19 protein-coding genes are annotated in these 19,739 nt (G+C 60.8%); 7 read left to right on the forward strand and 12 right to left on the reverse strand.

Annotation, left to right across the window (positions count from 1 at the left end; genetic code table 11):
* Positions 1–13: 13 nt before the first annotated feature.
* The 6 genes from serA to ACR0K4_RS14265 form a co-directional block, all read right to left on the reverse strand.
* Positions 14–1,609, reverse strand: coding sequence for a phosphoglycerate dehydrogenase (gene serA, locus ACR0K4_RS14240; protein WP_480854504.1), 1,596 nt, complete (start codon positions 1,607–1,609; stop codon positions 14–16).
* A gap of 72 nt (positions 1,610–1,681) precedes the next feature.
* Positions 1,682–2,836: a phosphoserine transaminase gene (locus ACR0K4_RS14245; protein WP_480854505.1), complete on the reverse strand. Its 1,155-nt coding sequence runs from the start codon at positions 2,834–2,836 to the stop codon at positions 1,682–1,684.
* A gap of 198 nt (positions 2,837–3,034) precedes the next feature.
* The gene (gene gcvP / locus ACR0K4_RS14250; protein WP_480854506.1) at positions 3,035–5,890 is read right to left on the reverse strand and encodes an aminomethyl-transferring glycine dehydrogenase; all 2,856 of its coding nucleotides are present in this window, start codon (positions 5,888–5,890) and stop codon (positions 3,035–3,037) included.
* Positions 5,891–6,002: 112 nt separating this feature from the next.
* Positions 6,003–6,368: a glycine cleavage system protein GcvH gene (gcvH, locus tag ACR0K4_RS14255; RefSeq protein ID WP_480854507.1), complete on the reverse strand. Its 366-nt coding sequence runs from the start codon at positions 6,366–6,368 to the stop codon at positions 6,003–6,005.
* Positions 6,369–6,386: 18 nt separating this feature from the next.
* Positions 6,387–7,484 carry a glycine cleavage system aminomethyltransferase GcvT gene (gene gcvT / locus ACR0K4_RS14260; RefSeq protein WP_480854508.1) on the reverse strand — a complete coding sequence of 366 codons (1,098 nt, stop codon included), beginning with the start codon at positions 7,482–7,484 and terminating at the stop codon, positions 6,387–6,389.
* Between the two features lie 290 nt (positions 7,485–7,774).
* On the reverse strand, positions 7,775–8,971 hold the full coding sequence (locus ACR0K4_RS14265; protein WP_480854509.1) for a Zn-dependent hydrolase: 1,197 nt from the start codon (positions 8,969–8,971) through the stop codon (positions 7,775–7,777).
* A 129-nt stretch (positions 8,972–9,100) separates the two neighbouring features.
* Between ACR0K4_RS14265 and ACR0K4_RS14270 the strand changes: the two genes are divergently transcribed.
* Genes ACR0K4_RS14270 through ACR0K4_RS14285 form a run of 4 tightly spaced genes read left to right on the forward strand, consistent with a single transcriptional unit; the run spans position 9,101 to position 12,590 of the window.
* Positions 9,101–9,751 carry a histidine phosphatase family protein gene (locus ACR0K4_RS14270; RefSeq protein ID WP_480854510.1) on the forward strand — a complete coding sequence of 217 codons (651 nt, stop codon included), beginning with the start codon at positions 9,101–9,103 and terminating at the stop codon, positions 9,749–9,751.
* Between the two features lie 11 nt (positions 9,752–9,762).
* Positions 9,763–10,377, forward strand: coding sequence for a glutathione S-transferase family protein (locus ACR0K4_RS14275; protein ID WP_480854511.1), 615 nt, complete (start codon positions 9,763–9,765; stop codon positions 10,375–10,377).
* Between the two features lie 14 nt (positions 10,378–10,391).
* The gene (locus tag ACR0K4_RS14280) at positions 10,392–11,444 is read left to right on the forward strand and encodes a saccharopine dehydrogenase (protein ID WP_480854512.1); all 1,053 of its coding nucleotides are present in this window, start codon (positions 10,392–10,394) and stop codon (positions 11,442–11,444) included.
* A gap of 3 nt (positions 11,445–11,447) precedes the next feature.
* On the forward strand, positions 11,448–12,590 hold the full coding sequence (locus ACR0K4_RS14285; protein WP_480854513.1) for a saccharopine dehydrogenase family protein: 1,143 nt from the start codon (positions 11,448–11,450) through the stop codon (positions 12,588–12,590).
* A 147-nt stretch (positions 12,591–12,737) separates the two neighbouring features.
* Here ACR0K4_RS14285 and ACR0K4_RS14290 read toward each other — a convergent pair whose 3' ends face one another.
* The 4 genes from ACR0K4_RS14290 to ACR0K4_RS14305 form a co-directional block, all read right to left on the reverse strand.
* Positions 12,738–12,887, reverse strand: coding sequence for a hypothetical protein (locus ACR0K4_RS14290; RefSeq protein WP_480854514.1), 150 nt, complete (start codon positions 12,885–12,887; stop codon positions 12,738–12,740).
* Between the two features lie 48 nt (positions 12,888–12,935).
* A complete protein-coding gene (locus tag ACR0K4_RS14295) occupies positions 12,936–13,166 on the reverse strand; it encodes a DUF1127 domain-containing protein (RefSeq protein WP_480854516.1) in 231 nt (76 codons plus the stop codon).
* 202 nt (positions 13,167–13,368) lie between these two features.
* Positions 13,369–13,686, reverse strand: a complete 318-nt coding sequence (locus ACR0K4_RS14300) for a DUF3775 domain-containing protein (RefSeq protein ID WP_480519361.1) — start codon at positions 13,684–13,686, stop codon at positions 13,369–13,371.
* Between the two features lie 99 nt (positions 13,687–13,785).
* On the reverse strand, positions 13,786–14,556 hold the full coding sequence (locus ACR0K4_RS14305) for a DUF1365 domain-containing protein (RefSeq protein WP_480854517.1): 771 nt from the start codon (positions 14,554–14,556) through the stop codon (positions 13,786–13,788).
* Between the two features lie 143 nt (positions 14,557–14,699).
* Between ACR0K4_RS14305 and ACR0K4_RS14310 the strand changes: the two genes are divergently transcribed.
* From ACR0K4_RS14310 to ACR0K4_RS14320, 3 genes are read left to right on the forward strand one after another with little or no spacing between them, the layout of a single operon-like run.
* Positions 14,700–15,356, forward strand: coding sequence for a sigma-70 family RNA polymerase sigma factor (locus tag ACR0K4_RS14310; protein WP_480854518.1), 657 nt, complete (start codon positions 14,700–14,702; stop codon positions 15,354–15,356).
* Between the two features lie 10 nt (positions 15,357–15,366).
* A complete protein-coding gene (locus ACR0K4_RS14315; protein WP_480854519.1) occupies positions 15,367–16,017 on the forward strand; it encodes a ChrR family anti-sigma-E factor in 651 nt (216 codons plus the stop codon).
* Positions 16,018–16,068: 51 nt separating this feature from the next.
* On the forward strand, positions 16,069–16,473 hold the full coding sequence (locus ACR0K4_RS14320; RefSeq protein ID WP_480854520.1) for a hypothetical protein: 405 nt from the start codon (positions 16,069–16,071) through the stop codon (positions 16,471–16,473).
* Between the two features lie 3 nt (positions 16,474–16,476).
* On the opposite strand, the gene ACR0K4_RS14325 is transcribed toward ACR0K4_RS14320, so the two are convergent.
* Both ACR0K4_RS14325 and mutL read right to left on the reverse strand, forming a co-directional pair.
* The gene (locus tag ACR0K4_RS14325; protein WP_480854521.1) at positions 16,477–17,706 is read right to left on the reverse strand and encodes a DNA recombination protein RmuC; all 1,230 of its coding nucleotides are present in this window, start codon (positions 17,704–17,706) and stop codon (positions 16,477–16,479) included.
* 58 nt (positions 17,707–17,764) lie between these two features.
* Positions 17,765–19,621, reverse strand: coding sequence for a DNA mismatch repair endonuclease MutL (mutL, locus tag ACR0K4_RS14330; RefSeq protein WP_480854522.1), 1,857 nt, complete (start codon positions 19,619–19,621; stop codon positions 17,765–17,767).
* Positions 19,622–19,739: the final 118 nt, after the last annotated feature.

Raw genomic sequence — 19,739 nt, forward strand, 5'->3', positions numbered from 1 at the left:
CGACTGCGACTGCTCAGGCCACGTCAAACTCCAGCGGTTTGATCTGGGTGAACAAACCCGTCTCGGCCAGCTTGGCCCGCGCCTCGGCCGGGACGGGTTCGTCGACATAAAGCAACGCAATTGCTTCTCCCCCGGCTGCCGAGCGGCCAAGGGTAAAGTTGGCGATGTTCACGTTGTTCTCACCCATGGTTTGCCCTAACGCACCGATGATGCCCGGCACGTCTTCATTGGTGGTATAGAGCATATGCGCCCCGATCTCGGCATCGATGTTGATCCCTTTGATCTGGATGAATCTGGGTTTTCCATCACTGAACACAGTGCCGCCGATAGAGCGCTCGCGCTTGTTGGTCACGACCGTGACCTTGACGTAACCTTCGAACGCGCCTGATTTGTCCTGATTGGTGGTCGAGATTTTGATACCCCGTTCCTTGGCCACCACCGGGGCCGAGACCATATTTACCTCGGGGTTAAACTTTTTCATGATGCCGGCAACGACCGAGCAATTCAGCGCGGCCAGATTCATCTCGGCCGCAACACCGTCATAGAGGATGTTGATCGCCTTGATCGGCTCGTCCGTCATCTGGCCGATGAAGCTGCCCAGATGTCCAGCCAGCTTGATCCACGGGCCCATGACCTTGGCTTCTTCCGCCGTTACGCTGGGCATGTTCAACGCGTTTTCGACGGCGCCGGTCAGCAGATAGTTCGATATCTGCTCGGCCACCTGCAGTGCCACGTTTTCCTGTGCTTCGGTTGTCGCGGCGCCCAGATGCGGCGTGCAGACGACGTTGGGCAGGTTGAACAGAGCGTTTTCCTTGGCTGGTTCCTCGCTGAACACATCAAAGGCCGCACCCGCAACCCGTCCCGATTTCAGCATCTCGGCCAGCGCTTCTTCATCGACCAGACCGCCACGTGCACAGTTGACGATGCGGACGCCGGGTTTGGTTTTCTCAAGGTTTTCGCGGCTCAGGATGTTGCGGGTCTGATCGGTCAGCGGCACGTGCAGGGTGATGAAGTCGGCGCGCGACAGCAGCTCGTCCAGTTCGACCTTTTCGACGCCCATCTTGGCGGCTTTCTCTTCGCCCAGATAAGGGTCATACGCGACAACCTTCATCTTCAGACCAAGGGCGCGTTCGCAGACAATACCGCCGATATTACCCGCACCAATCACGCCAAGCGTCTTGTTGGTCAGTTCGATCCCCATGAATTTGGACTTTTCCCACTTACCTGCATGTGTCGAGGTGCTGGCTTCGGGGATCTGCCGCGCTACGGCGAACATCATCGCGATGGCGTGCTCGGCTGTGGTGATCATGTTGCCGAAGGGCGTGTTCATGACGATCACGCCTTTCTTGCTGGCGGCATCCTTGTCGACATTGTCGGTCCCGATCCCGGCGCGACCAATGACTTTCAGATTGTCCGCCTTTTCCAGAAGGGTCGGCGTCACCTTGGTGGCCGAGCGGATGGCAAGGCCGTCATACTGGCCGATCACCTCGGCCAGCTTGTCTTTGTCCTTGCCCAGATCGGGCATGAAATCCACGTCGATGCCGCGATCCCGAAAGATCTGCACGGCGGTTTCGCTGAGCTTGTCAGATACGAGTACTTTGGGGGCCATATCTCTGGTCCTTGAATATTTGGGAGATGTCCGGGCCACAGGCGGGCCCAGATTTTTCGTCGAAAAATCTTGTCAGGCGGCTGCCGTTTGCGCAGCGATCTCGGCCTCGAAGGCCCATGCGAGCCATGGCAACAACGCCTGAATGTCCGAGGTCTCAACCGTGCCGCCGCACCAGATGCGCAAACCCGCAGGGGCGTCGCGATAGGCACCGATATCCAGAGCGATGTTCTCGACCTCAAGCCGCTTTGCAACGGACTTGGCAAAAGCCCCACCGTCCCGAATGCGCGGATCGGTGAATTTCAAACATACCGAGGTGTTCGATTGCGTCGCAACATCGTCGGCCAGATTGGCGATCCAGGCGTTCTGCTCACAGAACGCATGTACCGCCCCGGCATTTGCGTCCGCGCGAGAAATCAGGCCCTGCAGACCGCCAACCGAGCGCGCCCAATCCAGCGCGAACAGATAATCCTCGACCGCCAGCATCGAGGGCGTGTTGATCGTGGCCCCGGTAAAGATACCATCGATCAATTTGCTCCCTTTGGTCAGGCGGAAAATCTTGGGCAGAGGCCATGCGGGCGTGTAGCTTTCCAGCCGTTCTACCGCACGAGGGCTCAGGATCAGCATCCCGTGGGCCGCTTCTCCACCCAGCACTTTCTGCCAACTAAACGTGGTCACATCCAGTTTGTCCCAAGGCAGGTCCATCGCAAAAGCCGCAGAAGTTGCGTCGCAGATTGTCAGACCCTGACGGTCATCCGCAATCCAGTCGCCATTCGGAACCCTCACGCCCGAGGTCGTGCCGTTCCACGTGAACACCACGTCATTGGCGAAATCGACCGAAGTCAGATCGACGATCTGCCCGTAATCAGCCGTTTTCACTTCGGCGTCGATCTTCAACTGCTTGACCACGTCGGTGACCCAGCCCGCACCGAAACTTTCCCACGCCAGCATCTCAACCTTGCGCTCACCCAGCAGCGACCACAGCGCCATCTCAACCGCGCCGGTGTCCGAGGCGGGAACGATGCCGATCTTGTAATCCGCCGGAATGCCCAGCAGCTCGCGCGTGCCTTCGATGGCCGCAGTCAGCTTGTCCTTGCCGACAGCAGCACGGTGCGACCGACCCAATGCAGCGTCAGCCAGCTTGGACAGTTCAAATGTGGGGGGTTTGGCGCAGGGGCCCGAGGAAAAACGCGGATTCGCCGGCCGCGTCGCCGGTTGTTCGATAGTCATCTGTATTACCCTTCCAGATACACGCCCCTCGTTGGGGAGGGGTGTCCCACGGACAGGGGTAAGCGGCCTTCGCAAGCGCAGCAAGAGAAAAAGACGCTTCGCCTAACAAAAACGACATCTGGAACCGGAACAAATCAGAACGCGGGTTTCCGATAAGCGAAAACCCCGCCGATTTCTCAGCGGGGTTTTGTTTGTGATTTATTCAGCGGCCTCTTCGTATTCTGACATGGGCGGGCATGTGCAGACGAGGTTTCGGTCGCCGTATGCGTTGTCGACGCGGTTGACGGGGGACCAGTACTTGTCGACGCCCATCGAGCCCGGAGGGAAGCAGGCCTGTTCGCGGCTGTAGGGCCGGTCCCAGTCGCCGACCAGATCGCGCACCGTGTGGGGGGCGTTTTTCAGCGGGTTGTTTTCCGCGTCGATCTTGCCGTCGATGATATCCTGCGCCTCGGCCCGGATGGACAGCATGGCGTCGCAGAAGCGGTCCAGCTCGTCCTTGGGCTCGGATTCGGTGGGCTCGACCATCAGGGTGCCCGCCACCGGCCAGCTCATGGTGGGTGCGTGGAAACCGGAATCGACGAGCCGCTTGGCGACGTCATCGACGGTCACATGCGCCTCAGCGTCCAAAGGCCGTGTGTCGAGGATGCATTCATGCGCCACTCGACCGGATTCGGAGGTGTAGAGGATCGGATAGGCATCGGCCAGACGCGCCGCGATGTAGTTGGCGTTCAGGATCGCCACTTTCGTGGCCTGTGTCAGACCCGCGCCACCCATCAGCAGCACATAGGCCCAGCTAACAGGTAGGATGGACGGAGACCCAAATGGCGCGGCCGAGACCGGACCCACGGCGGTGCCGTATTCCGGATGGCCGGGCAGGTGTTCCTCAAGATGCGCCTTGACGCCGATGGGGCCCATGCCGGGGCCGCCGCCGCCATGGGGGATGCAGAAGGTCTTGTGCAGGTTCAGGTGGCTGACATCGCCGCCAATGTCACCGGGACGCGACAGGCCGACCATGGCGTTCATGTTGGCCCCATCGATATAGACCTGACCGCCGTGATCATGGGTGATCTGGCAGACCTCCTGCACGGTGGTCTCAAAGACACCGTGGGTCGAAGGATAGGTGATCATGCAACCGGCCAGATGATCCGAGTGCTTCTCGGCCTTGGCGCGGAAGTCGTTCAGGTCGATATTGCCGTTCTCATCCGATTGCACCGGCACCACCTGCCAGCCCACCATCTGCGCCGAGGCCGGGTTGGTCCCATGCGCCGAGGTTGGGATCAGGCAGACATTGCGATGTCCTTCGCCGCGGGCGAAGTGATAGTTACGGATGGTCAGCAGGCCTGCGTACTCGCCCTGCGCGCCCGAGTTGGGCTGCTGCGAGATCGCGTCATAGCCGGTGATCTGGCACAGCTTGTCGTTCAGATCGGCAATCATCTCATGATAGCCCTGCGCCTGATCTTCGGGGCAGAACGGGTGTAGGTTGCCGAACTCAGGCCAGGTGACCGGGATCATTTCGATCGTGGCGTTCAGCTTCATGGTGCAGGATCCCAGCGGGATCATCGCCCGGTCCAGCGCCAGATCGCGGTCGGCCAGACGACGCATATAGCGGGTCATCTCGGCCTCGGCCCGGTTCTTGTGGAAGATCGGGTGGGTCAGATAGGGCGTCTCGCGCAGGGCGTAATCCGGCAGACGGTACTGCTTGTTCGAACTGTCATCCTTGCGGTCGATGCCGAAGGCCCCCCAGACCGCCTCGATGGTCTCGGGCCGGGTCTGTTCGTCGAGGCTGATGCCGACCTTGGTCTCGCCGACCTTGCGCAGGTTGACGCCCCGGGCGACAGCGGCCTCCATGACAGTCGTCTGCAGGTGGCCGACCTCGACCGTGATGGTGTCGAAAAACACCTCTGGCTCAACCGAGAAGCCCGCCTCTTCCAGACCCGCTGCCAGACGCGAGGTCTTGCGGTGCACCGATTGTGCGATGGCCTTGATGCCGTCGGGGCCGTGGTACACCGCATACATCGAGGCGATCACCGCCAGCAGCGCCTGCGCGGTGCAGACATTCGAGTTCGCCTTCTCGCGCCGGATATGCTGTTCACGGGTCTGCAGGGCGAGGCGGTAGGCCTTGTTGCCGCGGCTGTCGATGCTGACACCGATGATCCGGCCCGGCATCGCGCGTTTCAGCTTGTCGGTGGTCGCCATGTAAGCCGCGTGCGGGCCGCCATAGCCCATCGGCACGCCAAAGCGCTGGGTCGAGCCGATGGCGATATCCGCGCCCATCTCGCCGGGGGATTTCAGCAGCGCCAGCGACAGGATGTCGGCAGCGACGATGGCGATGGCTTTGTGCTCATGCAGGGCGGCAATTTCCTTGGTGAAGTCGCGCACGTGCCCGTGCGTGCCGGGGTACTGGAAGATCGCGCCAAAGACGGCGCCTGCGTCCAGTTGGTCGGGGTCAGCCACCTGCACGTCGATGCCCAGAGGCTCAGCCCGGGTTTTGATCACCGCGATGGTCTGCGGGTGGCAATTGCGGTCGACAAAGAAGGCCGCGTTGTTGGCCTTGGACCGGCCGCCGCGCTTGGCCATGGCCATGGCTTCCGCCGCAGCAGTGGCTTCGTCCAGCAGCGAGGCGTTGGCCACGTCGAGCCCGGTCAGGTCGCTGACCATGGTCTGGAAGTTCAGCAGTGCCTCAAGGCGACCCTGGCTGATCTCGGGCTGATAGGGGGTGTAGGCGGTGTACCAGGCCGGGTTTTCCAGGATGTTGCGCAGGATCGGCGCGGGTGTGGTGGTGCCGTAATACCCCTGCCCGATCAGCGAGGTCAGGACCTTGTTCTTGCTGGCCACCTCTTTCATATGGAAAAGCGCATCGCGTTCGGTCATCGCCGGACCCCAGTCCAGCGGTTCCTTCTGGCGGATCGCGGGTGGGACGGTGGCATCGATCAGCTGATCCAGCGTCTTGAAGCCGATCACCTTGAGCATGTCGCGCATCTCGGTCGGGCTGGGCCCGATATGGCGGCGGTTGGCGAAATCATAGGCTTCGTAATCGGTCAGTTTGAAGGCCATCGTTGCGCTCCTCACGGATAGGTCTGGCCCGGCGGAGACTGCGGGAGCCTCCGGCGGGAGTATTTGGAAAAAGATGAAGCTGGGGAGCCCCAATATCAGGGCTCCGGCAGTGTCAGCCGATGAAGGCCTTGTAACCGGCCTCGTCCATCAGATCTTCGAGCTGCGAGGCGTCGCTGATCTTGATCTTGTAGATCCAGGCCTCGCCCTCGGGGTCTTCGTTCAGCGCGCCGGGATTGTCGGCCAGCGCCTCGTTGACCTCGACAATCTCGCCATCCACCGGGGCGTAGAGTTCCGAGGCTGCCTTGACGGATTCAATCACGCCGATCTCGCCGTCTTTCTCGAACTCGTCGCCTGCTTCCTGTTGTTCGACAAAGACCACATCGCCCAGCTGTTCGGCGGCATGTTTGGTGATGCCCAGAGTGGCGGTGTCGCCCTCAACGTTCAGCCATTCGTGTTCTTCGGAATAATAGGTTGCCATGGTCTCTTTCTCCTGACTTCAACGCTTGTAGTTCTGGGTGACGAAGGGCAGCGCCACGATCTCGGCCGGTTGCGGCTTGCCCCGGATGATCAGATTGACCGACTCGCCCGGTGTGCTGTGCGCCATGGCGACATAGCCCATCGCAACAGGCCCGCCGACCGTGGGGCCAAACCCGCCCGAGGTAATCTGGCCGATGGTGTTGCCCTCTGTGTTCTGGATTTCCACGCCTTGCCGCGCGGGCGCGCGGCCTGTCGGTTTGATGCCGACCAGCTTGCGGGATGTCCCGTCAGCCAGTTCGCGCTGAATGCGGTCCGCGCCCGGAAAGCCGCCTTCTTCCTTGCGGCGTTTCTGAATGGCCCAGCCAAGGCTGGCTTCAATCGGCGAGGTGCTTTGGTCAATGTCATTGCCATAGAGGCACAGACCCGCCTCCAGCCGCAGGCTGTCGCGTGCACCCAGACCAGCGGCTTCGCACTCCTCATGGGCCAGAAATGCCTTCGTGATCTCGATCGCTTTGTCTTCGGGGATGGAAATCTCATACCCGTCCTCGCCCGTATAGCCCAGACGCGAGATGCGGCATTCGACGCCGTTGATACCCGCCACGGCGGTTTCCATGAATTTCAGGTCGCGGGCCGCAGGGCACAACTCGCCCACCACATCCTCCGCCTTCGGTCCCTGAACCGCCACCAGTGCCCGATCGAAAATCTCGGTCACCTCAACGCCTTCAAGGTGTTCGCGCATATGCGGAATGTCCTGATGCCGCAGGGCCGCGTTCACCACCACAAAGTAATGATCGCCCGCATTCGACACGATCAGGTCATCCATGATCCCGCCGTCGGCGTTCGTAAAGAACCCGTACCGCGCCTTGCCTTCCTTCAATGTCGCATAGGCTTGCGGACACAAAGCTTCCAGCTTCTCCCCCACATTCTCACCGCGCAGAATCACCTGACCCATATGGCTCACATCAAATACCGCCGCCTTCTCGCGGCACTGTTTGTGCTCCCCCATGATCCCCAAAGGATACTGAACCGGCATCTCCCAACCCGCGAAATCAACCAGCTTCCCTCCCAACTCAACATGCAGGTCGTAGAGCGGAGTGCGCTTCGGTGCGTCTGTCATGGCGGATACCTTCTTTCGTATCTAATGGTCGGAACGCATACCCATCAGTCTGACCCAAGCTGCATATTTTGCAACGATTCAGCCCCGGTGTTTTGACACTTCATCATCAACGAGACAGACCTGTATACGGGCGTATGCATCAATAATGTTCCTATAGGAAACTTTTTTCCGTTAGGCAACACTCGATCTGCCGACGTCGGTCAACTTCAGCATGCGCGGGAAGACACGCCCTTGTTGACGACTGTTTACCCCAAGCCAAACCGCTGGAAAATTTGTATTTTCACCGCGCCTTATCGCGCAGCCGCCCCGAGCGCCTGAACGGCATGATCCAGCACATTGAGACCTGCAATCAGGTCATCCTCGGCAGTGTCCTCGGCGAAATCATGGCTGATTCCGTTGATCGAGGGTACAAACAGCATCGCAACCGGCATCAGACGCGAGACATTGGTGGCGTCATGCAAAGCCCCCGATGGCATCCTGCGCCATTTGCCCGGCGCGACCGCCAGTGCCCCGCTTTCCAGCGCGTTGCGCAGGTTGGAATCCATGCTCACCGGTTCCAAACCCAGCATCGGGCCGTAGTCCAGTGTCATGCCAAGGTCCTCGGCCACCTGCTGCGCGGTGGCGCGGATGATCTCTTCCATGCGCAACAGACGGTCAGAGTCACCATCGCGCCATTGCATCGAAAACCGCACGCGTCCCGGCACAATGGAGGAGGCGTTCGGGTGCAGATCAACATGCCCGATGGTCCAGACCGTTTGCGGCGTCACCACATTGCGGAACCGGTCATTGAGCCGCGTGTTGAACAGCGACAGAGCCTGAAACGCATCGCGGCGCAGGTGCATCGGCGTGGTGCCTGCGTGGTTCTGCTGCCCCTCAAACGTGATGCGCATGTCGCGGATGCCGACGATATCCGTCACCACGCCGATCTGTTCGCCCGCCACGTCCAACGCCGGGCCCTGTTCGATATGCATCTCGATGAACCCGCTGAACCGGGCCGGATCGACAAAATCCTGAGCCATGTCAGCCATAGATGCCCGCGCCGCGCCAAAGCTGATCCCCGCACCATCAGTCAGCCCGTCTGCCTTTTCCAGCGGCAAGCCACCGGACCACACGGCAGAGCCGGTGGTGACGCCGAACCGCCCCTCTTCGTCCTGAAAACTGACGACCGAGACCGGCTGGTCACTGGCGCGCGCGACCTCTAGCGCGGCAATGACGCCCAGCGCGCCGTCCAGCCAGCCGCCTTCTGGCTGGCTATCGGAATGCGAGCCCATCAACAGGGACGGCCCGTCGGCCAGCCCGAAGAGATTGCCGACTGGGTCGAAATGCGGCGTCAGGCCCGCCTCTGCCATACGCGTGGCCAGCCATTGGCGCGCGGCGATGTCAGCGTCAGAATAGGCCGGACGCACGACGCCCTTGCCGACGCCTGATGCTCCGAAGCTGCGCAGTTTATGCAGATCGGCCAGAAATCGGTTTTCGTCTATCGCCATGACACTCCCCCTTGTTCGGGCCAACCATAGCGCCCGACCGGCAAGGTGCAATCACCGTTCGATTTTTACCAAACCCCTCTGGTCCCGGCCCCGAACCTGCCCTAAGACTTGCCCGCAAGAGGGACCGTCATGTCATATATCACACTGGTGCGCCACGGGCAGGCCAATACAACCGCGCGGGATGAGCTGAGCTATGACCGGCTGAGCGATCTGGGTCACCAGCAAGCGCGCTGGCTGGGGGCGCATCTGCGCGATACCCAGCGCCATTATCCGCGTGTCTATTGCGGCACGCTGAACCGGCATGTGGAAACCGCCACCAGCATGGGGCTAACTGACCCGATCCGCGATGCGCGCTTGAATGAAATCGAGTACTTCACCCTCGCGCAGCTTTTCCAGCAGCAACACGGCGTCGAAATCCCCACTGATCGCGAAGGGTTTGTCGAACATCTGCCGCGCACCTTCGCCGCCTGGTCCAAGGGCGAGATCGCCGACGCACCCGAAACGTTCGATCAGTTCGAAACCCGCGTCCGCGACGCCCTGCGCGAGATCGGGACCGAGGGCGGGCCTGCGATCGTTGTGACCTCGGGCGGGTTGATCTCGATGGTGGTGCGGCAGGCGATGGGGCTGGATATCCCGTCGATGGCGCGCGTGGCGCTTGCCATCATGAACACGTCGATGCATCGTCTGCACCCGATTGGCACACAGCTGAGCCCGGTTCTGTTCAACGCGGTGCCCCATCTGGAAGCACCCGACCGGCAGTTCGCGCAAACCCACCTGTAAGGAGGCCCCGAATGCAGCTTTATTACGCCCCCCGCACCATTTCCGTTGCCGTGGCCATCGCGCTGGAAGAGGCAGGGCTTGAGTATGAAGCGGTCAAGCTGAACTTTGCAGACGGCGAGCAGACCAAACCGGCCTATCACCAGATCAACCCCAAGGGCCGGGTGCCCGCGCTGGTGGTTGACGGAGGCATCCTGACCGAAACCGGCGCGCTGCTGGACTATGTGGCAACGGTTGCGCCTGACGCGGGTCTGGTGCCTGCCGATCCGGTGATGGCCGGGCGCATGCGCGAGGTGATGTATTACCTCGCCTCCACCATGCATGTGAACCACGCGCACAAAATGCGTGGCCACCGCTGGGCGGATAACGAAGCCAGTTGGCAGGATATGGCGGGAAAGGTTGCCGAAACGATGACCGCGTCCTGTGATTACATCTGCGCCAACGGGCTGCGCGGGCCGTTCGTGCTGGGTGAGGCGTTCTCGTTGGCCGATGCTTATCTCTATGTAGTGTGCAGTTGGTTGGAGGGCGACGGCGTGGATGTCGCGGCGTTTCCCAAGATCATCGCTTTCCGCGAAGCGATGGAGGCGCGGCCTTCGGTTCAGGCCGTGCGCGCTGCAGGCATGCTCTGACAAAAGGAATTGCAATGACACATCTTTGGGTCCGGGCAGAACAGCGCCCGAACGAGGAACGGGTCGGGTTGACCCCCGAAGGCGCCGCCGCTCTGATCACGGCAGGTATTCGCGTGACGGTCGAGCAAAGCTCGGTCCGGGCCATCCCGCTGGACGGCTACAAGGCTGCTGGCTGCGAGATTGCGGCCGAAAATAGCTGGCCAGAGGCTCCTTTGGACGCGATCATCTTTGGCCTCAAGGAACTGCCCGAAGACGGCACGCCCCTGCCCCACCGCCACATCATGTTTGGTCATGCGTATAAGGGCCAGCATTCCGGGCGCGCGCTGCTTCAGCGGTTCAAGGCCGGCGGCGGTACGCTTTATGATCTGGAATATCTGGTGGATGAAGACGGTTGCCGGGTTGCTGCCTTTGGCTACTGGGCGGGATATGCAGGCGCTGCGGTGACGCTGAAAACATGGGCGGCGCAACAACGGGATGAGGAATGCCCTGCAGTGGGCGTATACCCGGGCAAAGATGCCCTGAACGCTGAATTGCTCGCCGAACTGGATGCCACCGGCACCCGCCCGACCGCCATCGTCATCGGTGCTTTGGGTCGCGTGGGCACAGGCGCTGCCGACATGTGCGAAGCGATGGGCGTCCCCGTCACGAAATGGGACATGGCCGAAACCGCGAGCGGCGGGCCTTTCCCGGAAATCCTGAACCACAACCTGTTCCTGAACTGCATCTTCGCCCGCCCCGGCACACCGGTCTTTGTCCCGCGTGAGGCGCTGACCGCGCAGCGCAAACTGACCGCCATCGGCGACGTGGCCTGCGATCCGGATAGCGACTATAATCCCGTGCCGGTCTATGATCGCGCCACCACATGGGACGCGCCCTCCCTGCGCGTAGCCGCCGACCCGGTGATGGATGTCATGGCCATCGACAACCTGCCCTCAATGCTGCCGGTCGAAAGCTCGGAAGACTACGCCGCGCAGCTGCTGCCCTCCCTGCTGACCCTGACCGATCTGGACAGCGGCGTTTGGGGTCGGGCAGAAGCAACCTACAAAACTCATATCGAAGGGATCTGAGCGATGACCATTCACTGGTGTGGCACCGGCCTGTCGGCCATCCCCGGCCTGCGCCGCCTGATCGAAGGCGGGCACAAGGTGACCGTCTGGAACCGGACCATCGAGAAGGCCAAGGCCGAGGTCGGAGACCTGACCGACGACATCCGCGCCTTCGACATTGACGCGTTGGCTGAGGTGCTGGAACAGGGCGACGTGATCGTCTCGATGCTGCCCGGCGACTGGCACGTCCCGCTGGCAGAACTGGCGATCTCCAAGGGCGCAAATTTCGTCTCATCCTCCTACATCGCCCCCGAAATGCGCGCTCTGGACGACAAAGCGCGCGAGGCCGGTGTGGTGCTCGTCAATGAGGTGGGGCTAGACCCGGGCATCGACCATCTGATGGCGCATGCGCTGGTCGCGGACTACCGCGCCTCGGACGCGTTCGACCCGCAAAACCATCTGAGTTTCATCTCTTATTGCGGCGGCATTCCCAAGAACCCCAACCCGTTTCGATACAAGTTCAGCTGGTCGCCGCTGGGCGTGCTGAAAGCGCTGCGGTCACCGTCAAAATCGATCCGCGACTATGCCCCGCTGGACATCGCCCGCCCTTGGGATGCGATCAGCAGCTATATCGCGCCGTTGCCGTCGCCCGAAAGCTTCGAAGTCTATCCGAACCGGGACTCGCTGCCCTTCATGGCCGAATACCAGTTCGAGGATCACTGGACCGTCAAGGAATTCGTTCGTGGCACTCTGCGCCTGAACGGCTGGGCCGATGCGTGGTCGGACGTCTTTGCCGAGATTGAAACCCTGTCCGGCCCGGAAGGCGACGCCCGCCTGAAAGAGATGTCCGATCAGTTTTGGGCGGAAAACGCCTATGACGAAGGCGAACCCGACCGCGTGGTTCTGTGCGTGGGGCTGAAGGCCGAGCGCGACGGTATCCCCGTCTGGCACAAAACCTACGTCATGGACGCCTGGGGCGACGCGCGCGGCACCGCGATGGCGCGTCTGGTATCGGTTCCGGTCTCTCTGGCCGTAGAAGCTGTGCTGAACCGCGCCATCCCGGCTGGCGTCCACGCCGCCCCTAGCGATCCAAAGCTTGTGCAAGGCTGGATGGCTGAGATCGACACGCTGGCGCAACATCTGCAGATCGTGGATCACCTGATCTAAGACAGCAGAAAAGCCATTCCAGAGGGTCTGGAATGGCTTTCATTGGTCATCTTTCAGCATGTTACCGCTTTCTTATGTCCCCTTTGCAGGGCCTTCAGATATATCGCTCAATCGTGTCCTCGATGTCGCTGCGATTGATGCCAAGCTCTACAGGTGCTGATCTGACAGGCTGTCCAGATACTGCGCGGCCCGCACAATATCGGCAGAGACCGAACGGATGCGCATGGCCCGGTCGAACAGCAGCAAAGCACTTGCCGCGGGGGTTGGCTGATTGGTCGGCTGAATAACATCGCACATGGGGCGTTCCCTTCTTGTCTGTGTCGTTGGGTGCAGGGTGCAATGGCTTTACTGGCGATAGGGGACACCACCATAGACGCTCTGATACGCGCGCTGATTGATGTCTTCGCGGGCGATCCCGATGTCTTTCAGCTGCACGTCCGTCAGGCTTTCCAGCTCACGCGCCGTTTGGGCAACAAGCTGACGGCGAAACGTTTCGACCTTTGTTACGGCATAGTTCGCAAACAAGCCCGAAAAGAACAACCCGCCCTGCGGCTTTGCGGTATGTGCATAGGTCATCAGATTTCCTCCAAATCCAAGTTTTGCGTTGCGTCACAAAACAGATAAAGGAGGCCCGCGTTAACGCGGCCAAACCAGACAATTAAAATTAGTTAATCTTTCTCAAGCCCCGGGTAGTGCCCAACAGGATCCTTCATCTGGCCAAAAATATCCCGGGGTGCGCGAGGGGCTGGCCCCTCGCTCCGACGACGACAACCTACGCCTACATCAGATCGTTTTCGATATCCTCAGCCGATATACCCAAGGCATCCAAACCGTTCTCAAGATGATCAGACAGATGCGGCGTTCCGATCAGATAATCCGCACACGGGGTCGAGGCTTCGGATTTTGCGGTGGCGATGGCCTCGGCCAGATCTTCAGCGAAAAAGCTTTCGCGACCGATCCACATGACAGCGACCAGTTCCGCCTGCTCATCCTCGCCCATCCGGTCGATAAATGCGCGCAATTCGCCCTCGGCGCGATCCAGTTCACGCCCCATCATCGCGACCTGAGCGATCTTTCTTGCCGAGATTTCCAACATAACCCAACTCCTCGTGTTCGCGGTGTTGGACTTATCTGAACCATTCCCGGTGGCCTGAGTCTTTGATCTCACGCAAAAGACGACGACAGCGCATCGGATTTATCGATGTGCGCGCGAGATTGGCTGCTCGGGCACCGGCGCGCGGCGGAACGGGCGGAACCGCGCCTTCTTGGCCCATAATTTCAGCGCCTGCCACAGGATCAGAAACATCGTGCGGCGGGCCCCAAAAGGCCGCCGTATCAACGAGGTCAGAATGACACCGTTGGTCAAGGGCTGCCGGGGTCCGGTCAGGGTAGCGATCAGCCCGCCTTTTTCACGGCCATAGTCGATCCAAACACCCACCCGATCCGGGCGATAGTCGAACCGAAAGGTGTAATCCCCTTCGATCTTCTGAAACGGCGACACATGCATCAGCTTGTCCGCAATGATCCGGTCCGACGGGCCAATCGGCGCAAAATTGGGCTTATGGCACAGATAGCTGTGGCGGGTGCCGAACGTGTTCGTCACCTCGGCGACCACGGTGAACAGCTGATCTTCGGCGTCGAAACAGAACCAGAAGCTGACCGGGTTGAACACATGCCCCAGAACGCGCGGTTGGGTCAGCAGCTCGATCCGATCCGGCTGCGCGACATCCATTGCATCGAACTGCTCGCGCAGCCAGACGGCGCCCCGACCCTGTTTCGGGGCCCCCCCATGGTCGCGGCTGCGCCAGTTAACGACATTGACCCGGTCAATGGAAAACAGCGCCGGGGTGTCCAAACGGGCTTCGGGGTCCAGCAGGATGTAATCGACGGAATAGCGGAACGCGTTATCAATCGCACCCTTGCGGCCGTGATAGGTGTGCCCTGCGATATGATCGATCCCGCTCATCTGTTTCCTGACGCGTCTGTAAACTGTTCAAACCGCTTTTATTTTCGTCTGAACACGCATGAGAATACTACGTAATACGATATTTCGCAGATCAAAAAATTTCACAAAGTGATCCGCCTTGGGCTGGCCCGCGTAATGTGGTTATGTTTACCGAGATCGATACCGTGACCTTGGATGAACCGGTGGGCGACCGCCCCGCACAGAAACCTTGGCGCGCGAAGAAACGCATCAGGGGCAGACCGGTGAACCGAGCGAACGGCAGCTGTGACACCAGAACCGAATGGGTAGACCATGTGTCGCGCATTCGGGATGCGCAGGATCAGGCGGCCTTTGCCGAGCTGTTCCAGCATTTCGCGCCGCGGATCAAAGCGTTCCTGATGAAATCGGGATCGGATTCGACCCTGGCCGAGGAATGCGCGCAAGAGGTGATGGCGACCTTGTGGCACAAGGCGCATCTGTTCGATCCGACCCGCGCGACTGTGGCCACATGGGTGTTCACGATCGCAAGGAACAAGCGCATCGACGTTCTGCGCAAGCAACGCCGCCCCGAGCCCGAAGATCTGGGATGGGGTCCCGAGGCCGAGCCGGACCAGGACGACGTCATTGCGTTGCAACAGGAAACCGCGCAGCTGCGGGACGCGTTGACCGCGTTGCCAGAGGCGCAAAGACAGCTGATCGAGAAAGCCTATTTCGGCGATCTGAGCCATCGAGAGATTGCATCTCAGACCGGATTGCCACTGGGCACGATCAAATCGAGGATACGGCTGGCGCTGGATCGCCTGCGCCATGCGATGAACTGAGATGACGAAGATGAACAAGGAAATCAAACATCACCTGACGGACGACTTGCTGATGGCCTATGCAGCAGGCGCTCTGCCCGAAGCGTTCGATCTGATGGTCGCCACGCATCTGTCGCTGTGCGATCACTGCCGCGCACGGGCCGAAAGCTTTGACGCCGTGGGCGGGCATGTTCTGGAGGATCAGGACATGAGCGTGCAGATGGCCGAGAATTCTCTGGCCGCGACCATGGCCCTGATTGCCCAGGGCGCGCCGACGTCTAAGGCCAAACAACCGGGCTGTGCGGTTCTGCCTGCCCCGCTGCAGGATTATGTGGGCGGTGACGTCAACGATATCAAATGGCGTCCGATTGGCATGGGGGTGAAACAGGCCATTCTGCCGACCACGCGCGAGGCCACGGCGCGTCTGCTGTTCATTCCCGCCGGATGCGCAGTGCCCGACCACAGCCATAATGGTATGGAACTGACCATGGTCCTGCAGGGCGCATTCTCGGATGAGGTGGATCATTTCGCCCGTGGCGATGTCGAGATTGCCGACGAAGATCTGCATCATACCCCAACCGCTGACATCTCCGAGGATTGCATCTGTCTGGCCGTGACCGATGCGCCGCTCAAGTTCAACAAACTGATGCCCCGTCTGTTTCAGCCCTTCTTACGCATCTGAGCGGTCGGGGCGTTCTGTGCCGCACTGACCAGAGCCACAGAGGAGACTGCTATGTCGAAAATTCTGACTTTAGCTGCTGCGTTGATCGGGCTGTCCACGGCGGCTTTTGCGCAGCAAGCTGCGGATGTCAGGTTTCAGCCGGGCAATTTCGGGACGATGGTCAGCGGTACGATCATTGGTGACGAGTATTTTGATTATAGGCTGGGCGCAAAGGCGGGTCAGGAAATTTTTGCCGATCTCAAGGTCAGCGACACCAATGGCAACGGCGTGATCTATTTCAACATTCTGCCACCGGGCAGCGATGGCGTTGCGATCTATAACGGGTCAATCAATGGCAATACCGCCCGGATCGACCTGCCCGAGGACGGAGAGTACACGATCCGCGTTTACCTGATGGGCAATGACCGCGATACCGGCAAGACGGTCGGTTACAATCTGGACCTGTCAATCCAGTAGCGCCTAACCCTCGGTCTTGCCCAGTGGCACCACGTTGGTGTGATCTTCAGGCGCAAGTTCCTCGAAATCGAAATTGTCCAGCCGCTGCGCCCGGCGGCCGGCCTTTTCCGCGCTGATCTTTATTTCTGAGATATCCTTGGCCGCCTGCCCGAAATGGCGATCCAGGTTCGAGACACGCTCACCCAACCGGTCCACATCCTTGTGCAGCATCCCCAACTCTTTACGGATCGCACCCGCCTGTTCCCGCATCCGCGCGTCTTTCAGGATCGCGCGCATGGTGTTCAGCGTCGCCATGCAAGTGGTGGGCGACACGATCCAGACGCGTTTGGAAAAGCTTTCCTGCACCAGTTCGGGGAATTTGGCGTGCAGTTCTGCATAGACCGCTTCGGAGGGCAGAAACATCAGTGCGCCATCGGCGGTTTCACCGTCCAGAATGTATTTCTCGGCAATGTCGTTGATGTGCTTGCGCACCGTGCTGCGGAACATCTGCACCGCCGCTTTCAGCTCGGTATCATTGGTCGACCCGATCAGCGCCTCATAGGCCTCCAGCGGGAATTTACTGTCGATCACGATGGGGCCCGGAGGGTTGGGCAGATTGATCAGGCAATCCGCCCGCCGTCCGTTCGACAGCGTCGCCTGCAGCCGAAAGCTGTCCGACGGCAGCGCCTTGGAAACGATATCGTTCAGCTGAATCTCACCAAACGCACCGCGTGTTTGCTTGTTCGACAGGATATCCTGCAGCGACAGCACATCGCCCGACAGTTTGGTGATGTTGTCCTGCGCCTTGTCGATGGCGGCCAGACGTTCCTGCAATTGCGTCAGCGAAGTTGCGGTTTGTTTCGATGACCCGTGCAGAGATTCCTTCATCCGTTCCTGCATCTCGGCCAGCGCGCGGGCCGATTTCATCGCGTTATCCGCCAGCCGGTCATTCATCTGCTGCTGGACCGAGGACAGCCGCGATTCGACCGTCTGGATCACCTGCACCTGCGCATTGGCCTGCGTGTCCGAGACATGCTGCAACCCGCCGCGCAACTGCTCTTGCCCCTGCCCCAGCTGCTGCACATGCTGGCCCAGATGCGCCATTTGGCGCGCCAATGGCTCGGCCATCCGGGCAGACCGCTGCGCCGCCCGCAGAGACAGAAACAGCAGCAACAGGATCAACGCCAGAACCCCACCCGCAATCAGGATCACCGGGTCATTCACTGCATATTGGGTGCCTGCTATCTCAATCATCGCGACTCAGTTTGTTCTTGTTTTGTTTCAAATCTCTTAACCCGCAGGCGATATCAAATCAACTGCGCCCGAACAGGCGTTCGATATCGGCCAGCTTCAGTTCGACATAAGTGGGCCGCCCGTGATTGCATTGGCCGGAATGGGGCGTCGCCTCCATCTCGCGCAGCAGGGCGTTCATCTCTTCGGCCCGCATCCGGCGGCCTGAGCGGACGGAACCATGGCAGGCGACTCGGGACAAGATCGCCTCGATCCGCGCCTGCACCATCTGGCTTTCGCCCTGATCGGCCAGTTCATCGAGGATGTCGAGGATCATAGCGCGCGCGTCAACTTCGCCCAGAATGGCCGGGGTCTCGCGTACCGCGATGGCCCCACCACCAAACGGCTCTAACGTCAGACCGAGGCGCGACAGGTCATCGGCCACAGCCAACAGGCGAGCGCAGTCGCCCTCGGACAGTTCGACAATCTCGGGGATCAGCAAAGCCTGCGCGGCCACCCCGTTTTCAGCCATCTGAGCTTTGAGCTTTTCATAGACCAGCCGCTCATGCGCCGCGTGCTGATCGACAATCACCATGCCATCGGCGGTCTGCGCGATGATGTAATTCTCATGCACCTGCCCGCGCGCCGCGCCCAAGGGTAGATCATCCGCCGGGGCTTCGGCGACGGGCGTGGGTTCCGGCACGGGCTCAACGACGCGACCGCTGTAGTCCTGCGACAGTTCCGCAAAGCCCGGGGATTGCGCCCGGTAAGCCGCCTGCCGCGCTGCAGCAGAGGGGCGTTCCATCTGATATACCCGCGCGGGCGCGTGCTGCGCCGGTTCAGGCCGCATCGCGCCCAAGGTCGCATTGGCAACGGTCGAGGAAGCGCGATGTCCCGCCTCTGCCAGAGCGTGCCGCAGAGCCGAGACGATCAATCCGCGCGCAACGCCAGGATCGCGGAACCGGACCTCGGATTTCGCGGGATGCACATTCACATCCACCAGCGTCGGATCGCAGTCGATGAATAAGGCCGCCGCCGAATGGCGGTCACGGCTGAGGAAATCGAAATAGGCTGCGCGCAGGGCACCCGTCAGCATCTTGTCGCGCACCGGACGGCCATTGACGAACAGGTATTGCGCCACCGCAGCCCCGCGCGAATAGGTCGGCAACGCGGCATAGCCAAAGAGGCGAATACCCTCGCGCGTGGCGTCGATCTGCAAGGCATTCTCGGCAAACTCGCGCCCGATCACCCGCGCCAGTCGGGCGTGCAGAGCGTCAAACAAATCGCCATTCTCGCGGTCGGCGCGGAAGGTCACGCGCCCCTCGCCCCCGCCCGACACATCGCGCAGGGTGAAGGTGATTGCGGGCTCTGCCATGGCAAGACGTTTTACGGTATCGGTGATGGCCTGCGCCTCGGCCCGGTCGGTGCGCATGAATTTCAACCGTGCAGGGGTGGCAAAGAACAGGTCGCGCAGCTCGACCACAGTGCCCGAACGCAGGGCGGCTGGTTTCACTGCGTCCATCTTGCCGCCCGCGACGTGAATCTGCGCGGCGTCCGCTCCGGGCACGCGGCTGGTGATGGTCAGACGACCGACCGCGCCCAAGGAAGGCAAAGCCTCACCGCGAAACCCGAACGTATGAATGTTCAGCAAATCCGAACCGTCGATTTTCGAGGTCGCATGCCGCGACAAGGCCAGCGGCAGGTCCCCGGAGGCTATACCGCACCCGTCATCGGTGACCCGAATCAAAGTCTTCCCCCCGTCCGCAATGTCGATGCCGATGCGGGTCGCGCCAGCGTCTATTGCGTTCTCGATCAGCTCTTTGACTGCCGAGGCCGGGCGTTCCACCACTTCGCCGGCAGCGATGCGGTTGATCGCCGCGTCGTCAAGCTGCCGAATAATGGGCCGATTTTCGTGTATATTGCGGTCTGCATGCACCATACCGCTATACCTAGCACGGTCACATGCGATTCTGCCACCGGTTTGAGACCTTCTTTCAAGCCTTGGAAAAAAGCAGTCCGGCCAGCGCGACCGCGCTTTTGAGGGGGGAGCGCACGTT

Source organism: Ruegeria sp. K11 (assembly GCF_056531905.1).

Bases quoted from the DNA above. Each gene is read 5' to 3' on its own strand.
- serA (WP_480854504.1), bottom strand. From the start codon at position 1,609: ATGGCCCCCAAAGTACTCGTATCTGACAAGCTCAGCGAAACCGCCGTG.
- ACR0K4_RS14245 (WP_480854505.1), bottom strand. From the start codon at position 2,836: ATGACTATCGAACAACCGGCGACGCGGCCGGCGAATCCGCGTTTTTCC.
- gcvP (WP_480854506.1), bottom strand. From the start codon at position 5,890: ATGGCCTTCAAACTGACCGATTACGAAGCCTATGATTTCGCCAACCGC.
- gcvH (WP_480854507.1), bottom strand. From the start codon at position 6,368: ATGGCAACCTATTATTCCGAAGAACACGAATGGCTGAACGTTGAGGGC.
- gcvT (WP_480854508.1), bottom strand. From the start codon at position 7,484: ATGACAGACGCACCGAAGCGCACTCCGCTCTACGACCTGCATGTTGAG.
- ACR0K4_RS14265 (WP_480854509.1), bottom strand. From the start codon at position 8,971: ATGGCGATAGACGAAAACCGATTTCTGGCCGATCTGCATAAACTGCGC.
- ACR0K4_RS14270 (WP_480854510.1), top strand. From the start codon at position 9,101: ATGTCATATATCACACTGGTGCGCCACGGGCAGGCCAATACAACCGCG.
- ACR0K4_RS14275 (WP_480854511.1), top strand. From the start codon at position 9,763: ATGCAGCTTTATTACGCCCCCCGCACCATTTCCGTTGCCGTGGCCATC.
- ACR0K4_RS14280 (WP_480854512.1), top strand. From the start codon at position 10,392: ATGACACATCTTTGGGTCCGGGCAGAACAGCGCCCGAACGAGGAACGG.
- ACR0K4_RS14285 (WP_480854513.1), top strand. From the start codon at position 11,448: ATGACCATTCACTGGTGTGGCACCGGCCTGTCGGCCATCCCCGGCCTG.
- ACR0K4_RS14290 (WP_480854514.1), bottom strand. From the start codon at position 12,887: ATGTGCGATGTTATTCAGCCGACCAATCAGCCAACCCCCGCGGCAAGT.
- ACR0K4_RS14295 (WP_480854516.1), bottom strand. From the start codon at position 13,166: ATGACCTATGCACATACCGCAAAGCCGCAGGGCGGGTTGTTCTTTTCG.
- ACR0K4_RS14300 (WP_480519361.1), bottom strand. From the start codon at position 13,686: ATGTTGGAAATCTCGGCAAGAAAGATCGCTCAGGTCGCGATGATGGGG.
- ACR0K4_RS14305 (WP_480854517.1), bottom strand. From the start codon at position 14,556: ATGAGCGGGATCGATCATATCGCAGGGCACACCTATCACGGCCGCAAG.
- ACR0K4_RS14310 (WP_480854518.1), top strand. From the start codon at position 14,700: ATGTTTACCGAGATCGATACCGTGACCTTGGATGAACCGGTGGGCGAC.
- ACR0K4_RS14315 (WP_480854519.1), top strand. From the start codon at position 15,367: ATGAACAAGGAAATCAAACATCACCTGACGGACGACTTGCTGATGGCC.
- ACR0K4_RS14320 (WP_480854520.1), top strand. From the start codon at position 16,069: ATGTCGAAAATTCTGACTTTAGCTGCTGCGTTGATCGGGCTGTCCACG.
- ACR0K4_RS14325 (WP_480854521.1), bottom strand. From the start codon at position 17,706: ATGATTGAGATAGCAGGCACCCAATATGCAGTGAATGACCCGGTGATC.
- mutL (WP_480854522.1), bottom strand. From the start codon at position 19,621: ATGGTGCATGCAGACCGCAATATACACGAAAATCGGCCCATTATTCGG.